Below are 24,270 nucleotides of genomic sequence, written 5' to 3' on the forward strand. Positions count from 1 at the left end.
CATCAACATAAAAGTGTATATTGCATGCAATTAGAGGTGTAATAGTAGTTTAAGAAGTAATTACATGAAAATTAAAAATAACCTAGGTTTCACAATAATTGAGCTGATTATTGTCATTGTTATTTTAGGCATTTTATCCGTCACTGCCCTACCAAAGTTTTTGAATATGGGCCAAGATGCCCACGATGCCAGGGCAAAAGCGATATTCGCAAGCTTTAGCTCTGCAGTGAGTATGTACCATGGTTGCTGGCAAGTAAAAGGCGGCTCAGGTTACATGCAAGATCTTAACTGTTACGGTGATGGCGATTTAGACTCTAGCTATACAGGTTTTCCTTTAGGTATAACGACAGAATCAGCTAAACAAGGAAAAGACTTAAAAGGCTCATATTGCAAAGATGTATGGAGTGGATTATTAGCAGGCGATGATTTTGTTCTAGAAAATCATTCAGGCGCATCTAGTTTTGGTAATAATACAGATATTATTTATTGGTACACTGAAATATCACTCTCTGATACAGCACACTGCTATTTTAACTATATATCAGATAATCGGCAGAAAGGCGCAGAAAACTGGCAACTAAAATACTTTCCAGCGACTGGAGTTACCCAAGTGGTTAGAGCAACATTAACTTAATTAAAATGTGCGTTGTGCTATAAAACTCTTAATCCTTGCAACTTATCAACGATTTAAAGCTCAGTATTAATCAGTAAACCCAAATTTAAAAACAATATATTTACACTCATTTACATATTTATTTCATTTAACTTGTTAACTACGATATCATCCGTACTTATGTACGATAAAAAACGTACTTAAAAATATAATCACCAAAGGAAATGGATAAATGAAAACATCAAAAAAAGCACTTTCACTGATCACACTCTTAACTTGTTTTGCACTGACAGCTTGCTCATCAACAACAGAATCAAATAATTTAACAGCAGAGCAAGAAGCCAAGCCTAAAAAGAAGAAAACTTGCATTGCAGGTGAAAGAACCGGTTCTCGATTAGCTAAAAGGTGTTAATACACACATCCCCAGTAACACAAAATGCTTATTGATATATCCCCCAATAAGCATTTTTATTTCTTAAACCTCTTATTCACTGCTTTTTAAAGCATGAACCGCTGGTCGATTAATTAAAGATCTTAAAGGCATGTAACAGGCTAAAAAGGTGATCAAAGAAATTAAACTTAATGTCACTAGCGCTTGAGGTAATAACTGCCAGTTAATGTAACTTGCTAAAGCAGAACTGAAACTAATAGTCATTCCAAGTAAAAGTAAAATACCCACAATTAAACCCATAATCACTGAAAAGCTGTTATCTTTTAAAATCATGACAATTAAATCTTTTCGTTTAGCCCCAATAGCCATACGAGTACCTATTTCAAAACGACGAATTTGCGTGCTGTAACTCATTACACCATAAAGCCCTAAGCTTGCTAAAAAGAAAGTTAAACTAGCTAAAATAGCGGTAGTAATTGCAGTAGCCTTTTGAGTGAATAGCCCCGTGCTTTGGGTTTGTTCTAATGATTCATATTTTTCAATTACCATAGACTTATGGCTTTGCTGAATGACTTCAACTAACTGTTCTCGCGATAGACTTTGCTTTGGCTTAAATTTAATTAACATACTGCGTTGTGGTGCACTACTTGGGCCATAAACTCGAAATGGTTGATCAACTTGATTAGGCTGTTTGATATTTTTAACCACGCCTTTTATGGTATAAACCTGATCGTTGCCCGGATTGACATTTATGCCAACCGCACTACCATTTGGTGCTAAGTAATTTGCTAATGCCTCATTAATAATCCATACGTTATTACCATCTTTCATGTCTGCTTTTGAGAAGTTTTCACCATCAATTAATGGTTGATCTAATAAACTAAAATAATCATCTGCAATGCTTTTGATAAATATGGTGTAACGTTCTTTACGTACTAAATCATTAATTGGCCATTGCCAAAATCGGCTTAAAGGTGAACTTGAATGGCTTAATGATTCAACTTCTGGACGCGCAGCTATTTGCGCTTGTATATCGGTCATTATTGGCCCAAAAGCTTCATATTCTGGCCATTCCATGCCCGAATAAATTAAATTTAAATAAGACAAATTATTCGTTTTAAACCCTACATCTTCATTTAAAGAATCAAGTGAATGTTTAAATATATTAGTATTAACAAATATTAAAGCTGCTGCAATAGCCACTTGTGTGATCACTAATACTTGTCGTGTTTTTTTAGAGACCTGTGCACTATTGCCTTTGCCACTGGATTGCAAACTCTGATTTAAAGCTTTATAACGAATTGTTTTAGCACTTACTTTGGCAAAAAAATAAGCCAAGATCATCACAATCACAATTGCAGATATAAAAGAAAAACCATTTAATGTTAGTTCTGCCACACGAGGTAAAACATCGCTTAAATAATGTTGTAGAATATAAAACCCTAAAACAGCAATCACTAGCGCCAAGCCAATTGATAGCAACATCAAAATCCCCGACTCCACTAATGACGCATTGAACAATTGCTTTTTATTAGCGCCCATTGCAGCTCGAATGGCCATACTATGCTGTTGTTGTGCGATACGAGATATAAATAAGTTAGCAATATTCGCACTGGCGATTATTACTAAACCAAATACACCTGCAATCAGGAAGTAGATTATTTTATGACTATCACCTAGCACTAAACTATTAAAACTATGCAGCTTCATTTGCAAAGTCCAATCATTTAAAAATGTCACACCACCAACATTATCTCGCCAAATTTGATTTTCTGCGGGCGTAATTTCCTGTTCAATTTGTGGAATGGTTTGCTCTGAATCTAACTTACCTACAAATGCTGCTAATGGTATGATATTACCCCATCGCTCTGTCATCTCAGAGTCTAAGTTATAATCCCACGGTAACCATATTTGTGTTTTAAGCCCTCTTTGATGAATTTCTGGTTCTACAAAATCTTCAGAAACCACACCTACAATCGAAAAAGTTACACCACTGAATTCTATTTTTTGCGATAGAATATCCGCATCACGATTAAATTCATTTTGCCAAGTATCATAGCTAATAACTGCAACTGGATTATGGGTATCAAGTTCCTCAGTTTGCTCAAATTGGCGACCTTGAGCCATAGGTACATCTAACATAGTGAACCACTGCGGCGTGACATAACCCATTTTTAAACTAGGCTGTTTAGCAGAGCTAGTTAAAATATTATCATCATAATGAATTAGCGCAGCTTCACTAAAATGCGTTTGGTTTTTATAAAAATGAATAAGCCCAGGATAAGTAAAATAATCATTATCTACTTGGCCATTTTGCATTATCTGACTTTGTATTACTCTATATAGTTTTTCTTGTTCAGGATAAGGCAAAGGCTTCATTAACATCACATATGCAAGTGTTAAAACACATAAAAGTGCGCCTAAAGTTAAACCCATAGTTGTGGTAACGCTGACAATAAAACCCGGTGTTTTTTTTAGGCTTTGCCAAGCTTGCTTAATTAAATACTTAAGATGATTCATAAAAAACTCTTTTCCTTGAAATCAATAAAATCAAATATTGAAAATACTTACTCATAGCCTTAAACACATGAAAAGCGAATGATTGATTTAAGTTCTATACGGCTAGTAGCGTGTATCTGGGTACTATAGCTTACAATTCAGTGCTAGCTTTTGATCTATTGCGTATTATTGTGTGCACCGTTCACAAAAACAGATTATTGCTTTTACTGATAAAAAATTGATTCATAACGATAATTCTCTATTTAAAAAAACCTATATGCATTCGGCATATAGGCTTTTATCATATGGTGGTTAGTCACTTCCGCGAAGTGAATGAATTGCAGGACGATTGATAAAAGGACGTAATGGCCAATAACAAGCAAATAAAGAAATTAAACTTATTAGACTTATTGTGATGATAAATACGGTCAGTAACATTAGGTTTATATAATCAGCTAACGCTTCTGAGAAGCCTAAATATAGACCTGCTAAAACGAATATACTCAATATCATGCCTAAAATAACTGACGATAGGTTATCGTTTATAATTAACCCGATTAAGTCAGAACGTTTTGCACCAATAGCTAATCGCGTGCCGATTTCAAAACGTCGCATTTGCGTGCTGTAACTCAAAATACCGTACAGACCAATCGCAGCTAAAAAGAAAGTAATGACAGCTAAAACAGCACTGGTAATCGCCGTAGTATATTGGGTAAATAATAATTGTGATTTTTGGGCATCTAATGATTCTAATTCAAAAATATTATACTGACTGGTAACACTTGTCAGTACCGATACAACTTGCTCTCTCGTGATCACAGTGTCAGGTTTTAATTTTATTATCATCGAGTTTTCAGCTAAAGATGTAGGTACATAAGCTCTTAATATCTCTTCTTCAGTGTCGCCAGGTATATGTACCGATTTTACGATACCTATCACCTTAGTATTATCATTGCCACCAAAACTCAGTTGTTTACCTATTGCACTTTCAGTAGGTGAAATTCTATTTGCAAAAGCTTCATTGACTATCGCAACGCGATTTTCATCTTTCACATCTGCCGCAGTAAATAAATCTCCCTCAATTAGAGTTTGACCTATCATATTAAAATAATTTTGATCGATATGTTTTGCTTCAGGTGTAAAACGTTCATTAGTAGCTACAACAGTGGTTGCCCAAAGGTTAAAGCCATTTAAAGGTGAGCTTGCTTGAACAACTTGCTCAACTTGAGGTAATGCTGTTAACTTTTCACGCACTTCATTCATCAACTGCTTACGCATATCACGCTCAGGTCGTGTCGCTCCGGCACTTGAGAAAGTGGTATACATTAAGTTATCTGTATGAAAACCAATATCTTGATTAATCGTATTTACTGAGTCTTTAAACAAGCTGATATTTACAAATACTAAACTTGTCACTACAGCAACTTGACTGATAATTAAGAGTTTACGAATATTCTTAGATACTTGAATACCAGTCCCTTTACCACTCGATTGCAATGTTAAATTAAGCGCGCGATAGTTAATCATTCGGCTACTTAAGCCTGCGAAAAATAATGCAAATAACAAGCTAATCATAATGGCAGAAGTTAATGTCACCCAATTAATCATCAATTCATCAACTCTTGGCAAGCGTTGAGATAAAAACTCCTGCATCACAAAAAATCCCACGGTGGCAATCACTAACGCAATTACCACAGAGAAAAACATTAACAAACCTGTTTCTGCAAATATGGTTTTAAATAGCTTACCTTTGGTTGCACCGACTGCTGCGTGAATTGATAATTGACGCTGTTGCTCTGCTGTGCGAGATATAAACAAGTTTGAGATATTAGCACAAGCAATTAATACTAAACCAATAACACCCGCTAATAGTAGATAAACGGTATTAGTACTATCACCTAAGATTTGCTTTTTAAATGGTACGGCTTCCATATTTATTTTCCAGCCATTAAAAAACTCTACTCCAGCGACTTTTTCTCGCCATGTATCGTGTATCAAAGGAGTTAATGTTTGAGATATTTGCTCTAAAGATGCGCCTGAAGAAATTTTGCCAATAAATTTTTGGCTTGAGCTAATATTACCCCAATTATCTCTTCCACTTTCATTCATGCCATTGTAATCCCAAGGTAAAATTACTTGAGATTTTAAGCCTGTTGTTGATAAAGCAGGTTCAATAAATGATGGGTTTAACACTCCGACTACATTAAAACTGACACCTTTAAATGTGACTTTTTTATTTAAAATATCAGAGTCTGAGCCAAACTCATTCAGCCAGGTATCATAAGTTAATATCGCTACAGGATTATTTGTATCTAGCGCTTCAGTTGCTTCAAATTCACGGCCTATATGTACACTTGCATCTAACAAAGAAAACCATTGAGGCGTCACATACAAGGTATTTAATGTTGGCTGAGAATCAACAGACGTTAATACATCTTGGTCGAAGTAAATCAACGCACTTTTGTCATAAACGGTCTGGTTTTTATATAAATGAATTAAACCAGGGTAAGTAAATGAAGAAGCATTAGTCTCACCTTTGCTATCACCAATATGATGCACAACAAGATGCAAGTTATCTTGATCTGGGTAAGGTAATGGTTTAGCAATTAGCACATACGCTAAAGTTAAAATACAGAGTAAAGCACCTAAAGTAGTGCCCATAGTGGCAAGTACCGTAGCTACAAAACCGGGATTCTTTTTCAAGCTCACCCAAGCTTGTTTTTGTTGATAGATAAATTGACTCATACAGCCGCCTTTAACTCTGGAGTGGTTAAAATTGAACCATCAAGTAATTTAAGTTGCGTGCGTGCCATATCTGCATAACGCGGATCATGGGTTACCATACAAATCGTTGTGCCATTTTCATTTAGCTTTTCAAGTACATCCATTACTTGGTCGCCACTTTTAGAATCTAAGTTACCTGTCGGCTCATCCACTAGCAAGATTGCAGGGTTTGCCACTAATGCACGTGCAATTGCAATACGTTGCTGCTGACCACCTGATAACTGATTAGGCTTATGACTTACACGGTGTGACATAGCAACGAGCTCTAAACATTCATTGACACGTTTTTTGATTGCTTCATCAGGTAACTTGTCTTTGCTATAACGTAAAGGCAATGCCACATTATCAAATACAGAAAGCTCATCAATTAAGTTAAATGATTGGAATATAAAACCAATCTTGCTATTTCTAATTTCTGCTGCTTCATCTAAAGATAAATCAGTTACATTAATGCCTTCGATGTAAAACTCACCACCTGAAGGCATATCTAACAAACCTAAAATTGATAATAATGTTGATTTACCACAACCTGACGGGCCAGAGATAGAGACATAATCTCCTGCATTGATTTCTAAGTCGATACTTCTTAGCGCGTGTGTTTCTAGTTCTTGTGTTTCAAAGATTTTAGAAATATTCGTCATTTTTATTTTTGTATTTATATTTGCTGTTGCTTGGCTCATGTTTCTATTCCTTTTATTGATTAATTACAGGCCTGTATTTATTTCACAGAGAGCCCGCTAAAATAATTTGGTTATTAATAGTTTATGGTTAATGTATCTGAGCTGGTTTTTAAATTAGATAAGTCAGAAATAATGAATTCATCATTCGGTTTAGCACCCGATGTCACTTCAATAAATCGACCTGCTTGACGGCCTAGTTTCACTTTGTGTAACTGTGCGTCTTTTCCATTTTCATCTAGACGATATAAACTAACTTGTGTGCTTGATTTTGCATTTGCAGGGCGCTTTATATAAGTCACTTGCTTTAATGTTTCAGCGATCACAACCCCATCAACATTAAGTTGTGGTCTTGCGCTAGCTGGTAGATTTTGTGGTAAAGATACTTCAATATTTACTGTATTATTTTCAACAATCGGGTCTATACGAGCAACTTTTCCTTCGATTTTGTCTCTACGTGTATCTATGATCACACGCTGACCAATTTCAATCTGTTGCGCTTGACTTTGCGGTACACGAATTAATGCAATTAAATCTGTAACGCTTCCAATTAGCGCGATTTCTTGACCTGCCGCTAAGCTTTGTCCTAACTCCACTGATAAACGCTGTAACACACCATCAAAGCCAGCTGTTACTGTTAGTCTATCTAATCGTGCTTGCGCTATATTTAGCTGACCTTGCTGCTGTTTAATACGTTCTTGCTGGATGTTAACGGCTTCGGCGTGTACTAAAGTGAGTTGCGCCATACGCTGCTTTAATATTTCAATGCGTTTCTCAAGCTGCTTTTCATTTAATACTGTTTGTTGAAAAGTCAGCTTGGTCACGATACCTTTTTTCACTAACTGTTCTTCAGCAATGCGTTTTAAAGTAGCGGTTTCAAAACTTGCTGTAATTTGCGCTAAAGTAGCACTTTCATTTAAAGTTTCACGTTGATTATTTAGTTTAAGTTGACGTAAATTTGCAGTTGTTTGTGCTAATTCCTGCTGCGCATTATCGACTAACTGCTGAAGCTCTGGATTTTCAAGTCTCACAATCACACTATCAGCTTTTACGCTTGCGCCAGGCTTTAAAATAATTTCCTTTACCGTTGCGCGGGTTAATGTAGTGATCAGCTGCTGCTTATCTGACTTTAAGCTACCATAACCTTCAATGCTCACCTCTAAATCGCCTTTATGTACTTTTTCTACCAAAATATCATTACGTTCAACAGAAATTGAACCAACTGATTGGTTTGCCCAAAGCGCTAAAAAAACAAGGCTAGTAAAAATAGCTAATGCAATTTGATACTTAGAATTTAGTAGCGGGTTACTTTTCTTTTTTGTTTTTACGACATCCATTTATTTTCGCTCTCGGTAATATTTTCATACCTAGATATAACAAGGATTGTGCCAAAGTTATTTTATATTTAATTACAATAACTTAGAGTTCAAGCTATATATTATGGACTATAACCAGTCCGATACCGGACTCGCTAAGTCCAGTATCGAAAAGTTTTTAAGGAAGTTATTTTATTGGGAGGTTGATTGAAACAGTAACGCCTGCATCTGTATTGTTAGCAAGCTCAATACTGCCTTCATGCTGCTCTATAATATTTCTACAGAAACTTAACCCTATGCCTTGACCTGCTTGTTTAGTGGTAAATAAGGGCACAAATAAATTTTCTAAATTAGCAAAACCATGTCCATTATCAATTACCTGTATAAGATGTTGCCCTTTTATTTCACTGATTGAGAGCGTTATTTTATCAGCCCCAGCTTCATTGGCATTTTTAATTAAGTTGATAAGCACTTGCTCTAAAAAAGCCTGATCTGCCCAGAGACACTCTACCGCCACAGAGATAGTTAATTCAAAACTAGTAAATAAGCCCTTTAATCTTTCTATAAGCTTATTTACGCTGATCTTCTGAGAATTTAAATTGAGTTTTTGCGAAAGTGATGAATAACGACTGATAAAGTCTTGCAGATGATGGCAACGCTCAGCTATTACAGCTAAAGCTTTTTGATCTCTAGATGATTCTGTTCGAGAAGATAAGCTCTCAGCTAAAGAGGATACGGGTGTCAGTGAATTTCGAATTTCATGACCCATTACTCTTATAATCTGCTGCCATGCATTTTGTTGACTTGAACGTAATGCTGATCCAATATTCGTAAATACCAACAATAAATTAGCTTCAGAGTTATCAATAAACTCACTTTGACTTATTTGCCATTGCTGATTTGTAGCAGCGGCACTGGTTTCAAATTGCCAACTATCATCTTGCTTAACTAAACCTAATAACTTAGGTGAACCATGACGGTACATTTGCCAAGGTTGATCAAATAACAAGGTAAATGCACCATTAGCATAAGTTAATTGATTTTTTTGATTAAAGACCAAAATCGGCGTATTTAACTGATCTATTAGTTGATAAACCAAAAAGGCATGTTGATCATACCGTGACTTTTGAGTGAGTAATTGCTCACTTAAAACTTTAAGCTCCTGATGAAAACCACCCACTTGGCCTTTACTAAATTCAGGTTTTGCATATTGATTATAGTCTTCCATTCGCACGGCTTCTATTTGCAATAAACCTCTTTCAAATGCCGCCATTATTCGATACATAAATCTATAAGCACTGAAACCTAAAACAAGTAACAGCAAACCTGACACTATGACGATATCCCACGTAGCCCAATGATGTTCAGTTAAAATATAACTAAACAAGCCAACAACCAATATCAAAAAAGCGGCTAATCTACGAATAATATAGCTTTCTAATGACTTACTTTTTAGGAAATTCATGCTCATACTTTTCCAAGCGGCGATATAAAGATGATTTTGTTAAACCTAATAATTTTGCAGCTTGTGGCACACTTGAATTGGTAATACCGAGCGCTTGTTTAATGAGTTTTATTTCTGCTTTTTCTAAAGTCATCAATGGTAAAGTTTGCTCTCCTTTACTCGCTGATAGAGGTAGTTCATTTGCTGTAAGTTTTAAATCACTTGCCGCAACTTGAGGATCTGCAATAAACAATAATACCGCACGCTCCATTAGATGACTTAGTTCACGAATATTTCCTGGCCATCTATATTCTAATAATGCTTGTTGTGCGCAATCGCTTAGCGCGGGCTGAGCTTTATTATATTTAGTTGCATAATGTTCAATAAAATACTCAGCTAAAGGCACAATATCATCAAGCCTTTCATTTAATGAAGGCACTCTAAATTCTAACGTATTTAAACGATAAAACAGATCTTCTCGAAAACGTTCTTCTGATATTAACTTTTCGAAATTACCGTTTGAGGCACTGATAATGCGAATATTGGTTTGCTCTGTTTGACTTGAACCTAATACCTCATACTCACCAGACTCTACCACTCTTAATAATTTAGCTTGTTGAGACATTGGGATATTTGCAATTTCATCTAAAAATAACGTACCTTGCTTAGCTAATTCAAAACGCCCTATCCGACTAGATTTAGCGTCGGTAAACGCGCCCTTTTTATGGCCAAACATTTCACTTTCAAATAATGATTCTGAAATCGCACCCATATTAACACCAATAAAGGGTCCAGATTGGCGGGAAGATAAATCATGAACTTTTCTGGCTAATTGGCTTTTACCTGTGCCATTATCACCAGTCAGTAAAATAGCGACATCTGTTGTTGCGACACTTTGAATTTGCATCATTAATTGCTGCATACAAGCGGAACGCCAAACATACTCATCTTGCTTTATTGGCTCCAACCTTTGCTGTAACTTTTGATTTTGTACTTTTAAACCAGCCATAGAAAGCTGATGCTCTATGATTTGCAATAACCGTTGGTTTTTCCAAGGTTTTTCAATAAAGTCACCAGCACCTAGTTGCATTGCCTTAACGGCTAAAGCCACATTTGACCAAGCAGTCATAGCAACAGCCGGAATATTTAATTCTGATTTTTGGATCCAAGCTAATAATTCTAAGCCCTCTTCACCTGATGTGGTATCGAGTGAGTAATTCATATCAAGTAGGATCAAATCTATTTTATTGTTTTGAATTAACTCTTTTGCTTGATAGGGGCTATCTGCTTCTAATACTTGATACCCATTATCTTCTAAAACAAAACTTGCACTGAGTCGTATCTCTGGACGATCATCAACAACTAAAATATATGTTTGACGCATTATTAACCTAACTAGATAAACAGCTTATAAGGCTTACTTTATCATTAGTTAAGTTATTAATCAGAACAATTATTGATGAAATATAGAAATGGAAGAGAGTTAGTATCTTGTGTTTTTTATTTTTTTTGTAACGAGATAGCATCATTTATACTGACTGGTGGCGCTAAATAATAACCTTGTATCACACTATTTGGTGCTATTTTTTGTGCCTGTATTACTTGCTGATAAGACTCTACACCAGAAAATACAATTCGGGTATTTAGGTTTTTAGACAATGGTTTAATTAATATTTGATTATTAGGACTTAAATTAATCTCATCATCTGAACGGCCTAAAACGCTAAACTTAACTTCATCAATAAGTAAGGGTAACCCTTTTAGTGACTTTAAATCGCCATGATACCCATCTATTGCTAATTGAAAGCCATATGCTTTAAATTTACATAACAGCTCAATCGCCTCTACCGATGAAGAGAAATATGCTTCATTTGAGAATTCTAAAGTAAAATTATTGGGCTTTAAATTGCCTTTACTGACAAATTCGGTTAATAAATAAAACAAGTCGTATTTTTCAATACTATAAAGGGAAAGGTTAATAGATAATCGGTAACTTTCAAAGGCCGGAAGTAATTCAGCTAATCGTTTAAAAAATACATTACTGAATACCTCCATCATAGTAAATTTTTCAATTGCTTTAATCACAGTCAATGTATCTAAACGAATACCTTTATGCTGAAATCTGACTAAGCATTCAAAGCCCCATAAAACCTCTGTTTTGGCAATGTATTGCGGCTGAAACTCAATGGAAAGTGCATCTCTGCGATTTAACAATTCTATAATGAACTTCAGATCTAATAAACGTTCAGAAAAAGTATCTATATTAAGACTAAAGATACTATTAAAATCATGTAATTTAACTGGTTTTTTTAAGGTCGCAAGCAAATCACAAGGTATAAAGTTAGGTGCTTTTTCATCATCTTCAAGCATTAATACAACCTGACCTTTAAAACCTAAACCCAGTAACCAACTGGCTAAGTCAATATCTTCAAAATCGGATAGCGATAATATAAATAAATTAAATGAATGCTCTTCATCACTTAGCTTAGCTTGAACTTCCTCAGTTGATTGGCATACATCTATATGACCAGCCCATAAATATTGAATACACTTATGTGCAGTTGAACGACTTTTATCATCACTATCTAATAATATGACACTTTGGATTTGCGAAGTTAATTCCATATAACTTTAACCTATAACTTTTAGATACACCTCTTATATGGATAGCATAAATTAAATTGTTTTCCAGTTTATGAGCTTTTATTTACGATTAAATCCATAACCTCTATTTGAAACTCAGAAAAAACTTTAATACCATTTCTTTCCAGTAGTTCAGCCGTTAGGCCCATACCCGATATTTTTCTGTTTTGATGTGAACCATCATAAATTTCATTACGGCCACAAGAAGGGCTCCCCTCCTTTAATATGGCAAATTTAATCTTGTTTTTTAAACATAAAGATAAGGCTTTTTGCGCACCTAATAAGAAAGCGTCTGTGACATCAATTGAATCAATTGTTAATACTCTTCCCGAATGGCTTATTTCAGCAGCAGGTCTAGGCGTAGGCAAACCACCAGCAACTTCAGGACAAAATGAAACTATGCGACCTTGAGATTGCCATTTATCAAGTATTTGATGTGAAACCCCTTTACTTTTACCATCGTAACGTACCGGCTCACCTAATAAACAACTAGAAACTAAAACTTTAAACATTATCGATTCCACCAATTATCCAAATAAAAAGCCCCGCTAATGCGAGGCTTATTATTATATTTTTAATTCACTTACTTTTTAGTTAAGTAAGTAATTAAGTCATTCATCGTTTCAGCTGAGCTAACACCCGATTTTTTACCTAAGATTAATTTATATTTACCATTTACAATAAAAGTAGGTACGCTATTTAAGCCGCCTTTATTTTGAAAATACGCTTGGTCTTTTTTCATTTTTGAAGTCATAGTACGAACAGAAAAACTTTTATATAACTTATCAAATTTAGCACCATCAACACCTTGCGCTACAAAAATATCTTTTATGTCTGCTACGCTATTAAACTTATTACGCTTTGTATGGTAATGACTAAACAAAGCACCAATAATTTTATCTTTTTGCGGTAAAGTTCCCGCTGTTGCCAATGCTTGCGATAACATTTGCTGATTTTCTTTAGTACGACCACCCATAAAATCTACATGGCTTTTTTTAAATTTAATGTCTTTACCTAACATAGGCTTTAAATCAGCTAATAAAGGTTCAAAGTTATTACATGCTGGACAGTAAAAAGAGAAAAACTCTTTAACTTCTGGTTTTGTTGAAGCACGATCGGATACTACCTCATAATGCACACCTTCTTTATATTGAGCAGGACCGGCAGCATTAGCCATAATCGGTAAAAATAAAGATACCAATGCAGCTTTAATTATTGTTTTCATTTATTACTCCAAAATCTAAAAATTTTATTTCTATTTATTTAATAAGAATGTGATTAAAGAATCTAATTCAGCTTGGCTTTTAAGCTTATTCACATTGATTTTATATTTACCATTTACGATAAATGTTGGCACACCGGTTAATGCCCCCATTTTTGAATATTTATTTTGCGCTTCAACCATTTTCTTTTCGCCTAGAATAACCGGCATGCTAGATAATAGAGAATCAAAATCTTCTTTAGAGACACCATTTAAAGCCAGCAAGTTTCTCACATCTTTCATATTTGAAAAAGTAGCGCGTTGGCGATGAATATAGTTGAAAATGGCATCTGATACTTGATGTTCTTTTGCTTGTTGTTTAGCAATTAAATATGCATAAGATAAATTACTTTGATCAGTAGGTGATTTACCACCTAAAAAATTCACATGGCTTTTTATAAATGGTACGCCTGCCGGTAAACTTATTTCAATGCCTTTTGCAATTGGCTCCATTTTATAACAGTGCCCACAAAAGTATGAAAAGAATTCAGTTACTTGTGGTTTCGCCGTTTTTTCTGTTTGTAATTCGGTATATTGAACACCATTTTGAAACTGTGATGCAAAAGCCATTACAGGCATGCATAAAATTAATAAACCAAGTTTTAGTTTTTTTATCATCATGTTCTCTTTTTCTAAAAATTAGGTAATAAAGCAAGCGGTGGCTCTTGTAGCGCTGAAAATTGCTCTTTTAGTGCTAATATTTGCTGCTCCCAGTATTTGTCCTCTGCAAACCATGAAAAGTTCCGTGGAAATGCAGGATCTTGCCAGCGTTTAGCCAACCAACCCATATAATGTATCATGCGCATGGCTCTTAATGGTTCAATTAAGGACAATTCATTATGATCAAATTCACAAAATTCTTCATAAGCGCCAATCATAGTATCTAACTGCAATACTTGCTCTTGCCTATCACCACTTAACATCATCCATAAATCTTGAATTGCAGGCCCCATACGACTGTCATCTAAATCGACAAACATTAAACCTTGCTGTGTCATCAGAATATTGCCTGCATGGCAATCACCATGCAAGCGAATTGCGTTAGTTGTATGATATCTATTTGTAACGAGCTCAATAACTTGATCTAATATTGTCATAAAAGCGGTTTCTAATGAGCGCGATATTAACCCGCTATCTAACAAATGCTGTTTTGCATCTAGTAGATATTCTTGTGTATTTATTTCACGCCTGTGCTCAAAAGGTTTTGCTTTTGCCGTTTGATGTAGTCGACCGATAAACCGACCTAAAACTTCCAGTTGATCTAAGTTATCAACTTCAAATATACGACCACCTACACTCGGAAATAGTGTAAATAAATATCCTTTATATTCAAATAAGCTCTTACCATCACGCTTTAAGGGCGCAACAGCAGGTACTTCAGCATCAGCTAACTCAAAGGTGAAGTCATGTTCTTCTTGAATCTCATCACTATTCCACCTTTGCGGGCGGTAGAATTTGACAACATACCTTAAACCATCATCCCCCTTAAACTGGTATACACGATTTTCAAAACTATTAAGCGGTAATAACCCTGATTCAGGGTATATTCCGATACTTTCAATCGCATCCAAAATAAAATCGGGTGTTAGATCGGCAAAGCTAAATTGATTCATTATTTCACTTTTAATTTAATATAAACAAAAGGCATTAATAATTAATGCCTTTTTTTATTTAGTAATAAATATGATTTTAAGATAATGCCATAAAATGACTTTAATATCTCAGAACCTTTGATATGTTAACTCAATCCATATTATCGACCTTTAAAGAAGTTACTCTTTTGCGATAACGTTACATCCGGCTCAGCACTGTCAGTAACAACAAAACTAAATTCCGTCACAGGCTTTTTCAAATCATACGGGTCTATCGCAATTGAAAGCGGTAAACTATAAGACTCGCCAGCTTTGATGTTAATCTCATTTTTACCAATATAGTTAAAATGAGATAAACCCGTGACATCAATTTTATAATGTTTATCAATTTGAGATTTATTTAATATTTTTAAGGTATAAGTATTTTCAACTAACCCTTCATTGCTCATTCTAAACAATTGATTTCGATCGCGAATGATATCTAAATCCATCGGTATACGTGTGAAAATATCAACAGCTAAAATCGCTGTCATTACAATTAAGGCTATTGAATAACCTATCAACTTAGGTCTGATTGCTTTGGTTTTATTGTCAGTTTTTAAATTACGCTCTGTAGTATAGGAAATCAGTTTTTTGGGATAGTTCATTTTCTCCATCACCCCGTCACACGCATCAACACATGCACCACAGTTAATGCATTCGTATTGCAGGCCATTACGGATATCTATCCCTGTCGGGCACACCTGTACACACAAGTTACAATCAATACAATCACCTAAACCGAGTGCTTTGTGATCCTGTTTACGCCCTCTAGGGCCTCGTCCTTCACCACGTTTAGCGTCATAACTTACTGTAAAGGTATCTTGATCAAACATCGCTGATTGAAAACGAGAATATGGACATATATGCAAACACATAATTTCACGCATCCAACCTGCATTACCATATGTACATATTGTAAAAACTAAAATACTCCAATACGAATAGTAATCCGCATCAAATATAAAGAAATCAATAAATAACGTTCTTATAGGAGTGAAATAACCCACAAAGGTCATTGCGGTAAGCAGTGATACCAAAATCCAGCCTAAATGCTTGCCCGATTTTCGCCAGAACTTTTCAAAATCCAACTCTCTTTGATCTAATTTTTTACGCTGATTTGCAGTGCCTTCAAATTTTTCTTCAAACCAAATAAAAATAAAAGTCCAAACAGTTTGCGGACACATGAAACCACACCAAACCCGACCATAAAATGTCGTCACCAGGAACAATGCAAAAGCTGAGACCATTAAAATCCAAGCTAAAATGGTTAAATCTTGTGGCCAAAGGGTCACGCCAAAAATATTATATTTTTGTTCTATCAAGTCAAAAAGTACAGCTTGCTGACCATTAAAATTAAGCCAAGGCAATAATAAAAAAGCCAACATGGCAATAATATTAAGTCGCTGCCTTAGAACTTGATAAAGCCCCTTAACCGCACGCACATAAATTCTATTTCTTGGATTAAATCGGTCAAATTTGTCGGGATCGGGTTTATGTATTTTTACATCAACCGGAATATTTTTGACTTTGATTTTCTTTTCCATTGAAGTTCCTCAACACCAGCTGGACGACTACTTACAGTATACTTGCTATTTACCGGTACATTTTATTACACTAATGGCCTTAATGTTGTGAAATAAATCAAATATCTGATTATTTTTAAAAGAATTATATAAACTTATGAAAAATTTCTTCTTATTAGTCATTTTAATACTCGCTTTCTTTTCTATTGACCACAAAATAATAAAAGAACCTAGAGAAGAGTTTTTTGGTTTCATTACTGATTTTTTAAGCGGTTCAATGAAAACGACAAAAGACTCAGCAGCAAAAACAGCAAATGACCGTATCAAACATAAACTCCAGCTGACATCAGCACAAAGTACTTATGTAGATACGCATACAAAAACAAATACAAAGCTTAGGGCATTTAATACACGATTTTGCGTAAATAATGATTTAAATTTATATTTTCAAGGCAATGATTTACGTCAAGTCTGTCAAATAATAGAACAACAAGTTAAAATAATCGCTAATTAGCAAGGTTAAGTATGGATTTTTCAAATTTAAATAAGCAATCATCACAATCTTTTCATAAACAAAAAAACCTACTTAAACAATTAATGAAAGGTCAATTGGTAAACTGCCCTCACTGTAAACAAGCTATCAAATTATATTTACCTGAAGATAAAGTCAAACCTGGGGCTCGCTGCGCTAAAGGCTGTACAGATATAGACTTAGAATTTGCATAACATTTAAGCCAACTTAAATCAGTTAAGTCACTTTAGATAAATTGTTGTCTAAATCACTGCTAAGATATACCTCATAACTAAATGCTATACAGACGCTAACTTTAGCGTCTGTCCTTGAAAAGACTCAATTTAAGCTAAAAAACACTCTCTTTATAACATTTTGATATATTAAACCTGTTTTTATTATTTTTTTATTCGTTAAAGCCCACTTATGCTACTTAGCAATTAAGTAAAGTTGGTTTGGGATTAAATAATGTTGAATAGTACATCAAGCATATCAGGTGAAGTATTCATGGTCGGTGCAGGTCCAGGTGATCCTGAGCTACTCACTCTAAAAGCTTTAAAGTCCATGCAGCAATCCGATGTTGTTGTTTATGACTATTTAGTTTCACAAGACATTATGGCATTAATCCCAAATACAGTTGAGCTGATTTGTGTTGGTAAACGCTTAGGCAATCACAGTGTTCCTCAAGAACAAACAAACCAAATTTTAGTTGATTTGGCGCTTTCTGGTAAAACTGTTTGTCGATTAAAAGGCGGCGACCCATTTATTTATGGTCGTGGTGGTGAAGAAGCTCAGCTACTTGCACAAAACAATATTAAGTTTCAAATAGTACCAGGCATTACAGCCGCTGCGGGCTGTGCTGCTTATGCAGGCATACCTTTAACACATAGAGATCATTCTCAAGCGATAGTATTTGTTACTGGGCACTGTCAAAAAGACGGTAAAGATTTAAATTGGTCTTCTTTAGCTAAAAAGAATCAAACTTTAGCTGTTTATATGGGTGTGATAAAATCGCCTTATATTCAAGCTAAACTTATAGAGCATGGTCGTGAAGAAACAACACCTATTGCCATTGTTGAAAATGGCACAAGACACAATCAACGGGTGATCACGGGCACTTTATCTGAACTTGCGGCTCTAATAGAAAAAGAAGCTGTTCAATCACCTGCATTATTAATTATTGGTGAAGTCGCACAATTGCATGAGCAATTAGACTGGTTTAACAAACCTAATTTAGAACAACTGAATAACTCACTTTTAGTCGCTTAGACTGAAGTTTAAAATTTTATAATTTTTTGTAAAAGGCTCAAAATCATGGCTTTAACACATCTTCAGCAACTAGAAGCTGAAAGTATTCAAATATTCCGAGAGGTCGCTGCTGAGTTTGAAAACCCAGTAATGCTTTACTCTATCGGTAAAGATTCATCTGTTTTATTGCATTTAGCACGTAAAGCATTTTATCCAGGTAAAATTCCATTCCCTTTACTTCATGTTGATACCAACTGGAAGTTTAAAGAAATGATTGAATTTCGTGACAGAATCGCCGAAGAATACGACTTTGACTTATTAGTGCATAAAAACCCTGATGGTTTAGATATGGAAATAAGCCCTTTTACACATGGTTCAAGTAAACATACTGATATCATGAAAACCCAAGGCTTAAAACAAGCGCTAAATAAATATGGTTTTGATGCTGCTTTTGGCGGCGCACGTCGTGATGAAGAAAAATCTCGCGCTAAAGAACGTGTTTATTCATTCCGTGATAAAAACCATCGTTGGGACCCTAAAAATCAACGCCCTGAGTTATGGGATAACTACAACGGTCAAATAAATCAAGGCGAAAGCATCCGTGTATTCCCTTTATCAAACTGGACTGAACTTGATATTTGGCAATATATTCATCAAGAAAATATCGATATTGTTTCTTTATACTTATCACAAGAACGCCCAGTTGTTGAAAGAGATGGCATGCTGGTCATGGTTGATGATGAGCGTATGCCACTTGAAGAAGGTGAAGTACCACAAATGAAGTCTATTCGTTTCAGAACGTTAGGCTGTTACCCATTAACGGGTGCTGTTGAATCTGATGCAGACACTTTACCAGGCATTATAGAAGAAATGTTGCTATGTACTTCATCAGAGCGTGAAGGGCGTGCAATTGATAAAGATTCAGCTGGTTCAATGGAAAAGAAAAAACGTGAGGGGTATTTTTAAATGACTGATTTAATGTCAGCAACAGTGAATGAAGTAAAAGAATTAGGTATTGATACCTACCTTGAGACTCATCAAAATAAAAGCCTATTACGTATGCTTACATGTGGTAGCGTAGATGATGGTAAATCAACTTTAATCGGTCGCTTATTACATGATAGCCACCAAATTTATGAAGACCAACTAGCTGCACTTCATTCTGATAATGAAAAAGTAGGTAATGCCGGCGAAGAGCTTGATTTAGCGTTATTAGTTGATGGCTTACAAGCTGAACGAGAACAAGGCATCACAATTGATGTTGCTTATCGTTATTTTTCGACTAAAAAACGTAAATTTATCATTGCTGATACTCCAGGCCATGAACAATATACACGTAACATGGTAACTGGTGCTTCAACGAGTGATGTTGCCATTATTTTGGTTGATGCCCGTTACGGTGTGCAAGTACAAACTAAACGTCATAGCTTTATTTGTGATTCTTTAGGCATTAAACAATTTATTGTTGCAATCAATAAAATGGATATTGTTGATTTTGATGAAACTGTATATAACAAAATCAAAGCTGATTACATTAAATTTGCAGAGCAGTTAAATATTGATGAATCACATATTAAGTTTATCCCGATTTCAGCACTTAAAGGTGATAACGTTGTAAATGTATCAACTCAAACACCTTATTACACTGATAAACCGCTATTAGAGCTTTTAGAAGATTCTCCTGCGGCAGGTGCAAATATTGATTTTGAAGCGCGCTTCCCGGTGCAATATGTTATTCGCCCTAATTTAAACTTTAGAGGTTTTCAAGGCACTTTAACTTCAGGTGAAATAAAAGTAGGCGATGCAGTAAAAGCATTACCATCAGGAAAAGTATCAAGCATTAAAGAAATTGTTACTTTTACTGGTAATTTAGACCAAGCAGAAGCGGGTCAAGCAGTAACGCTTACGCTAAATGATGAGATTGATATCAGCCGTGGTGATGTAATTGTATCAGCAAGTTCGACAGCGACTGTAAGTAATAAGCTGCAAGCTAAAATCGTTTGGATGCACGATGAACCTTTAGTATTAGGTAAAGAATATAATATTAAACTTGCGAGCAAAAAGACGACTGTTAAAGTGACTAAAATCGATCATACAATCGATGTTAATACACTAGAGCAAGGTCAAGCAGACAGCTTACAATTAAATGAAATTGCCATTGTGACTTTAGATTTATCGGAAGAAGTCTTAGCTGATATCTATAGCAACAATAAAGAAACAGGTTCATTTATTTTAATTGATAGATTATCAAATCTAACAATTGCAGCAGGTATGATTGAACAAGTCTTAACAACTGAAAAAAATGAAACTAATTTCAGTGAATTTGAACTTGAATTTAACTCTTTAGTTCGCAAGCACTTCCCACATTGGCAAGCACTTGATATAACTAAACTGTAATCGTTACGCCTTGAAGGTGCGGTTTTAACCTGACCTTCTTAAGCTCGACTGTAGGCTGAGTTTCAGCCGCGCTAGAGCAAAGACCAATCTAAAAATCTAGCCTTATCTGAAAGTTCAGATAAGGCTTATTCATTAAACGCCAAATGTGGCAAAAATAGAACTGCATGGCTGTTCTATAAGGTAAAAGATGGACTACTCGCAGTTAACATTAACCGGCATCATGGTTATATTAGTACTTTGCTTATTTGGTACTAAAATTAAACCTGCCTGGTTATTTGCTTCTGCTATCGGCACTAGCTATTTGGCAGGCATTATCGGCTTAGAAAATATGCTCATTAACTTTGCCAACCCGTCTCTTATTACATTAGTATTACTTGTGCTCATTAGCATCGGTATCGAAAAAACATCATTAGTACGTAAGTTATCAAATTCATTAGCCAAAGGTAGCTTATCGCAATCGGTGACAAAACTTGGTTTATCTACCGCTTTTTTATCTTCTTTTACCAACAATACCGCAGTTGTTGCAACACTTATCACCGCAGTTAAAGAAAACCCAACACATGCGCCTTCAAAGTTATTATTGCCTTTATCTTATACCGCTATTTTAGGGGGGACTTTAACTTTAATCGGCACTTCTACAAATTTAATTATTAATGGTTTTGCAGTTGATGCAGGGATGAAACCTTTAGGTTTTTTTGACTTCACCTTAGTAGGTATCGGTGTTTTAGCTTCTGGTTTGATTGCCATTTTACTGTTATTAAAACTGCTGCCTGATAACGGCAAAGAGCAAGAAGAAGTTGTGCCATTTTATTTAGAAGGCAAAGTAATGCCAAACTCTAAATTAATAGGTAAAAGCATTGAAGAAAACGGATTAAGAGAATTAAAAGACCTGTTTTTAGCTGAGATATTAAGGGATAACAAACGCCTATGCGCCATTACGCCACAACAAATTATAAAAGAAAATGACATTTTACTTTTTGTGGGCGATATAAAATCAGTACCACTACTCTCTCAGTTTGATGGTCTAAAAGTTGTTCACGATAAAAATGAAATGAACATAGAGCACTTAGTTGAAGTGGTTGTAAGTCATGGTGCCTCTTTTATAGGTAAAACATTAAAAGAAGCTAAATTTAGAGAGCAATTTAGTGCTGCTGTTATCGCTGTTCGTCGTGGTCACGATAGATTACAAGGTGGCTTAGGTAAAGTAGAACTACAAGCGGGTGATGCACTTATCCTTGCGCCAAGTCCTGCATTTTATGAAAGTCATAACCTTAAACGAGAATTTGTTTATATTTCAGGTCTTGATTTAAAAACTTATATAAACGACAAAAAATCTCATGCTGTATTTACCAGCTTTTTAACTGTACTCGCTTTAGGTATTTCAGGTGTAGTACCTTTAGTTAAAGGCTTAATGGTTTTATTGATTGCATATTTACTGACTGGAATAATTAAACCAAGCGAAATAAAGCGACGCTTCCCTGTAGAGTTATTAGTTATTGTAGGCAGCGCAATAGGCCTTGCCAAACTGATGATAAGTACAGGTTTAGCACATGAAATATCAAGCGTATTATCTATTTTACTTGGCGATTGGGGACCATACGGCGCTTTTATCGCAATTTTCATTCTCACTTTAATATGTACAGAATTAATTACTAATAACGCCGCAGCAGCACTTGCTTTTCCGATTGCTTATTCATTAGCATTAGATTTTGGTGTAAGCCCGTTACCTTATGTGATGGCCGTTGCTTTTGGTGCTTCCGCTAGTTTTATATCACCCTATGGTTATCAAACAAACCTGATGGTATATAGCGCTGGAAATTACAAATTAAAAGATTATATCGCCATGGGCTTACCGCTTTCTGTTGTTTACTCTGCGACAGCGTTGATCCTTATTCCTCTGGTTTTCCCTTTTTAAACCATTTTTAGACACTGTATCCTAGGTAACATGTATGAAAGATGAAAATGTAATTTGGCACCAACACGCCATTTCAAAACAAGACAGAGCTGAACAAAAAAAACATAAACCTTGCGTACTTTGGTTTACCGGATTATCAGGCTCAGGAAAAAGCACGGTAGCAGGCGCTTTAGAACATGCGTTAAATGAATTAAACGTACATACGTACTTATTAGATGGTGACAATGTGCGTCATGGTTTATGTAAAGACTTAAGCTTTACCGATGAAGATCGCCAAGAAAATATACGCCGAGTAGGTGAAGTCGCTAAATTAATGGTTGATGCAGGATTAGTGGTATTAAGTGCATTTATCTCTCCTTTTTCTGCCGAAAGAAAGCTTGTACGTGAACTTGTCGGTGAAGGCGAATTTGTTGAAGTATTTTTAGATACACCAATAGATATATGTGAAACGAGAGATCCTAAAGGTTTATATCTAAAAGCCCGAGCAGGCGAAATTAAAAACTTTACGGGTATCGATTCTGATTATGAAAAACCAACATCAGCTGAAATAACTTTAAATACAGGTGAGAACTCAATTTCAGAATCTGTTGAGCAGCTAATTACTTACTTAAAAGCCAATGGAGTAATTTCATAATGACGCAATCAAATACTTTAGAAGCGTTATTAACAATAGCCAGAGATGCAGGCAAAGCAGCTATGGTTATTTATGATAAAGACTTCAATATTGAATACAAAGATGACAAAAGCCCAGTAACCGATGCAGACTTAGCAGCGCATAAGGTCATTGTAGCGGGTTTAAAATCTTTAAGCCCTAACACACCAATATTGAGTGAAGAAAGCGCAGAGATAAGCTGGGAAGAACGTCAGAAGTGGAATGAGTACTGGCTAGTAGATCCAATAGATGGCACTAAAGAGTTTATTAAAAAAAATGGTGAGTTCACTGTCAATATCGCTCTGATCCGTGCTGGTAAACCCGTATTAGCCGTAGTCGAAGCACCTGCATTGGGTTTTTCTTATTTAGCTGAAGAAAATATTGGCTCATTTAAAGATGATGGTAAATCAAGAACACAGCTCAAGGTAGAACGAAAGCAAGCGACAGGAACAATTCGCGTAGTTGGTAGCCGCTCTCATCCATCACCAGAGCTTGCAGAATATGTTAAACAATTTGATGCCGTAGAAATGGTGTCAAAAGGCAGCTCGTTAAAGCTGTGTTTAGTGGCAGAAGGAACAGCTGATATCTATCCTAGATTGGGCCTGACAAGTGAGTGGGACACTGGTGCTGGCCATGCTATCGCTGAAATAGCTGGCGCTACAATTACTCAACTAGATGGCAGTCCGCTACTTTATAATACAAAAGAATCTTATTTAAACCCTTTCTTTATTGTTTCATCTTTAAAAAATTAATCCTCTATAT

The 24,270-nt window shown here is 35.4% G+C and carries 21 protein-coding genes and 1 pseudogene; 10 read left to right on the forward strand and 12 right to left on the reverse strand.

Annotated features, from left to right (window positions below):
- Nucleotides 1-64 precede the first annotated feature (64 nt).
- Entirely contained in the window at nucleotides 65-634 is a 570-nt protein-coding gene (locus tag KO527_RS01740) for a prepilin-type N-terminal cleavage/methylation domain-containing protein (protein WP_216038675.1), read from the forward strand.
- Nucleotides 635-845: 211 nt separating this feature from the next.
- Nucleotides 846-1,025, forward strand: coding sequence for a hypothetical protein (locus tag KO527_RS01745; RefSeq protein ID WP_216038676.1), 180 nt, complete (start codon nucleotides 846-848; stop codon nucleotides 1,023-1,025).
- Between the two features lie 72 nt (nucleotides 1,026-1,097).
- On the opposite strand, the gene KO527_RS01750 is transcribed toward KO527_RS01745, so the two are convergent.
- The 12 genes from KO527_RS01750 to ccoG form a co-directional block, all read right to left on the reverse strand.
- Nucleotides 1,098-3,524 carry an ABC transporter permease gene (locus KO527_RS01750; protein ID WP_216038677.1) on the reverse strand — a complete coding sequence of 809 codons (2,427 nt, stop codon included), beginning with the start codon at nucleotides 3,522-3,524 and terminating at the stop codon, nucleotides 1,098-1,100.
- 291 nt (nucleotides 3,525-3,815) lie between these two features.
- Nucleotides 3,816-6,248, reverse strand: coding sequence for an ABC transporter permease (locus tag KO527_RS01755; protein WP_216038678.1), 2,433 nt, complete (start codon nucleotides 6,246-6,248; stop codon nucleotides 3,816-3,818).
- The gene (locus tag KO527_RS01760; RefSeq protein ID WP_216038679.1) at nucleotides 6,245-6,967 is read right to left on the reverse strand and encodes an ABC transporter ATP-binding protein; all 723 of its coding nucleotides are present in this window, start codon (nucleotides 6,965-6,967) and stop codon (nucleotides 6,245-6,247) included. Before KO527_RS01760 ends, KO527_RS01755 begins: the two co-directional genes overlap by 4 nt.
- Before the next feature lie 74 nt (nucleotides 6,968-7,041).
- A complete protein-coding gene (locus KO527_RS01765; RefSeq protein ID WP_216038680.1) occupies nucleotides 7,042-8,301 on the reverse strand; it encodes an HlyD family efflux transporter periplasmic adaptor subunit in 1,260 nt (419 codons plus the stop codon).
- Between the two features lie 166 nt (nucleotides 8,302-8,467).
- Nucleotides 8,468-9,751, reverse strand: coding sequence for a HAMP domain-containing sensor histidine kinase (locus KO527_RS01770; RefSeq protein WP_252733329.1), 1,284 nt, complete (start codon nucleotides 9,749-9,751; stop codon nucleotides 8,468-8,470).
- Complete coding sequence (locus KO527_RS01775) at nucleotides 9,726-11,108, reverse strand: sigma-54 dependent transcriptional regulator (protein WP_216038681.1); 1,383 nt, start codon at nucleotides 11,106-11,108, stop codon at nucleotides 9,726-9,728. The genes KO527_RS01770 and KO527_RS01775 overlap by 26 nt, the downstream gene beginning before the upstream one ends.
- Nucleotides 11,109-11,224: 116 nt before the next feature.
- Complete coding sequence (locus KO527_RS01780; protein WP_216038682.1) at nucleotides 11,225-12,349, reverse strand: EAL domain-containing protein; 1,125 nt, start codon at nucleotides 12,347-12,349, stop codon at nucleotides 11,225-11,227.
- A gap of 68 nt (nucleotides 12,350-12,417) precedes the next feature.
- Complete coding sequence (locus tag KO527_RS01785; protein WP_216038683.1) at nucleotides 12,418-12,879, reverse strand: DUF523 domain-containing protein; 462 nt, start codon at nucleotides 12,877-12,879, stop codon at nucleotides 12,418-12,420.
- Nucleotides 12,880-12,950: 71 nt separating this feature from the next.
- Nucleotides 12,951-13,592, reverse strand: coding sequence for a thiol:disulfide interchange protein DsbA/DsbL (locus KO527_RS01790; RefSeq protein ID WP_216038684.1), 642 nt, complete (start codon nucleotides 13,590-13,592; stop codon nucleotides 12,951-12,953).
- A gap of 30 nt (nucleotides 13,593-13,622) precedes the next feature.
- A complete protein-coding gene (locus KO527_RS01795; protein ID WP_216038685.1) occupies nucleotides 13,623-14,246 on the reverse strand; it encodes a thiol:disulfide interchange protein DsbA/DsbL in 624 nt (207 codons plus the stop codon).
- A 14-nt stretch (nucleotides 14,247-14,260) separates the two neighbouring features.
- Nucleotides 14,261-15,241: a serine/threonine protein kinase gene (locus KO527_RS01800; RefSeq protein WP_216038686.1), complete on the reverse strand. Its 981-nt coding sequence runs from the start codon at nucleotides 15,239-15,241 to the stop codon at nucleotides 14,261-14,263.
- Between the two features lie 140 nt (nucleotides 15,242-15,381).
- The gene (ccoG, locus tag KO527_RS01805; protein WP_216038687.1) at nucleotides 15,382-16,806 is read right to left on the reverse strand and encodes a cytochrome c oxidase accessory protein CcoG; all 1,425 of its coding nucleotides are present in this window, start codon (nucleotides 16,804-16,806) and stop codon (nucleotides 15,382-15,384) included.
- A gap of 136 nt (nucleotides 16,807-16,942) precedes the next feature.
- Between ccoG and KO527_RS01810 the strand changes: the two genes are divergently transcribed.
- The 8 genes and pseudogenes from KO527_RS01810 to cysQ all read left to right on the forward strand — a co-directional run bounded on the left by KO527_RS01810 (nucleotide 16,943) and on the right by cysQ (nucleotide 24,260).
- Nucleotides 16,943-17,299: a hypothetical protein gene (locus tag KO527_RS01810; RefSeq protein WP_216038688.1), complete on the forward strand. Its 357-nt coding sequence runs from the start codon at nucleotides 16,943-16,945 to the stop codon at nucleotides 17,297-17,299.
- Between the two features lie 11 nt (nucleotides 17,300-17,310).
- Nucleotides 17,311-17,511 (forward strand): hypothetical protein, encoded by a 201-nt coding sequence (locus KO527_RS01815; RefSeq protein WP_042146760.1) that lies wholly within the window; start codon nucleotides 17,311-17,313, stop codon nucleotides 17,509-17,511.
- Nucleotides 17,512-17,764: 253 nt separating this feature from the next.
- Nucleotides 17,765-18,565, forward strand: a pseudogene (cobA, locus tag KO527_RS01820) (uroporphyrinogen-III C-methyltransferase); the annotation flags it as partial.
- Nucleotides 18,566-18,610: 45 nt separating this feature from the next.
- Nucleotides 18,611-19,510: a sulfate adenylyltransferase subunit CysD gene (gene cysD / locus KO527_RS01825; protein WP_216038690.1), complete on the forward strand. Its 900-nt coding sequence runs from the start codon at nucleotides 18,611-18,613 to the stop codon at nucleotides 19,508-19,510.
- Nucleotides 19,511-20,941, forward strand: coding sequence for a sulfate adenylyltransferase subunit CysN (cysN, locus tag KO527_RS01830; protein WP_216038691.1), 1,431 nt, complete (start codon nucleotides 19,511-19,513; stop codon nucleotides 20,939-20,941).
- A gap of 187 nt (nucleotides 20,942-21,128) precedes the next feature.
- Nucleotides 21,129-22,856 (forward strand): SLC13 family permease, encoded by a 1,728-nt coding sequence (locus tag KO527_RS01835; protein WP_216038692.1) that lies wholly within the window; start codon nucleotides 21,129-21,131, stop codon nucleotides 22,854-22,856.
- A 34-nt stretch (nucleotides 22,857-22,890) separates the two neighbouring features.
- Nucleotides 22,891-23,490 carry an adenylyl-sulfate kinase gene (cysC, locus tag KO527_RS01840; protein WP_216038693.1) on the forward strand — a complete coding sequence of 200 codons (600 nt, stop codon included), beginning with the start codon at nucleotides 22,891-22,893 and terminating at the stop codon, nucleotides 23,488-23,490.
- A complete protein-coding gene (gene cysQ, locus KO527_RS01845; RefSeq protein ID WP_216038694.1) occupies nucleotides 23,490-24,260 on the forward strand; it encodes a 3'(2'),5'-bisphosphate nucleotidase CysQ in 771 nt (256 codons plus the stop codon). The genes cysC and cysQ overlap by 1 nt, the downstream gene beginning before the upstream one ends.
- Nucleotides 24,261-24,270 lie beyond the last annotated feature (10 nt).

It is taken from the genome of Pseudoalteromonas sp. C2R02 (assembly GCF_018860845.1).
GTDB lineage: Bacteria > Pseudomonadota > Gammaproteobacteria > Enterobacterales > Alteromonadaceae > Pseudoalteromonas.

What these genes read in the sequence shown, in the direction of transcription:
- KO527_RS01740 (WP_216038675.1), top strand. Translation starts at nt 65, where the DNA reads ATGAAAATTAAAAATAACCTAGGTTTCACAATAATTGAGCTGATTATT.
- KO527_RS01745 (WP_216038676.1), top strand. Translation starts at nt 846, where the DNA reads ATGAAAACATCAAAAAAAGCACTTTCACTGATCACACTCTTAACTTGT.
- KO527_RS01750 (WP_216038677.1), bottom strand. Translation starts at nt 3,524, where the DNA reads ATGAATCATCTTAAGTATTTAATTAAGCAAGCTTGGCAAAGCCTAAAA.
- KO527_RS01755 (WP_216038678.1), bottom strand. Translation starts at nt 6,248, where the DNA reads ATGAGTCAATTTATCTATCAACAAAAACAAGCTTGGGTGAGCTTGAAA.
- KO527_RS01760 (WP_216038679.1), bottom strand. Translation starts at nt 6,967, where the DNA reads ATGAGCCAAGCAACAGCAAATATAAATACAAAAATAAAAATGACGAAT.
- KO527_RS01765 (WP_216038680.1), bottom strand. Translation starts at nt 8,301, where the DNA reads ATGGATGTCGTAAAAACAAAAAAGAAAAGTAACCCGCTACTAAATTCT.
- KO527_RS01770 (WP_252733329.1), bottom strand. Translation starts at nt 9,751, where the DNA reads ATGAGCATGAATTTCCTAAAAAGTAAGTCATTAGAAAGCTATATTATT.
- KO527_RS01775 (WP_216038681.1), bottom strand. Translation starts at nt 11,108, where the DNA reads ATGCGTCAAACATATATTTTAGTTGTTGATGATCGTCCAGAGATACGA.
- KO527_RS01780 (WP_216038682.1), bottom strand. Translation starts at nt 12,349, where the DNA reads ATGGAATTAACTTCGCAAATCCAAAGTGTCATATTATTAGATAGTGAT.
- KO527_RS01785 (WP_216038683.1), bottom strand. Translation starts at nt 12,879, where the DNA reads ATGTTTAAAGTTTTAGTTTCTAGTTGTTTATTAGGTGAGCCGGTACGT.
- KO527_RS01790 (WP_216038684.1), bottom strand. Translation starts at nt 13,592, where the DNA reads ATGAAAACAATAATTAAAGCTGCATTGGTATCTTTATTTTTACCGATT.
- KO527_RS01795 (WP_216038685.1), bottom strand. Translation starts at nt 14,246, where the DNA reads ATGATAAAAAAACTAAAACTTGGTTTATTAATTTTATGCATGCCTGTA.
- KO527_RS01800 (WP_216038686.1), bottom strand. Translation starts at nt 15,241, where the DNA reads ATGAATCAATTTAGCTTTGCCGATCTAACACCCGATTTTATTTTGGAT.
- ccoG (WP_216038687.1), bottom strand. Translation starts at nt 16,806, where the DNA reads ATGGAAAAGAAAATCAAAGTCAAAAATATTCCGGTTGATGTAAAAATA.
- KO527_RS01810 (WP_216038688.1), top strand. Translation starts at nt 16,943, where the DNA reads ATGAAAAATTTCTTCTTATTAGTCATTTTAATACTCGCTTTCTTTTCT.
- KO527_RS01815 (WP_042146760.1), top strand. Translation starts at nt 17,311, where the DNA reads ATGGATTTTTCAAATTTAAATAAGCAATCATCACAATCTTTTCATAAA.
- cysD (WP_216038690.1), top strand. Translation starts at nt 18,611, where the DNA reads ATGGCTTTAACACATCTTCAGCAACTAGAAGCTGAAAGTATTCAAATA.
- cysN (WP_216038691.1), top strand. Translation starts at nt 19,511, where the DNA reads ATGACTGATTTAATGTCAGCAACAGTGAATGAAGTAAAAGAATTAGGT.
- KO527_RS01835 (WP_216038692.1), top strand. Translation starts at nt 21,129, where the DNA reads ATGGACTACTCGCAGTTAACATTAACCGGCATCATGGTTATATTAGTA.
- cysC (WP_216038693.1), top strand. Translation starts at nt 22,891, where the DNA reads ATGAAAGATGAAAATGTAATTTGGCACCAACACGCCATTTCAAAACAA.
- cysQ (WP_216038694.1), top strand. Translation starts at nt 23,490, where the DNA reads ATGACGCAATCAAATACTTTAGAAGCGTTATTAACAATAGCCAGAGAT.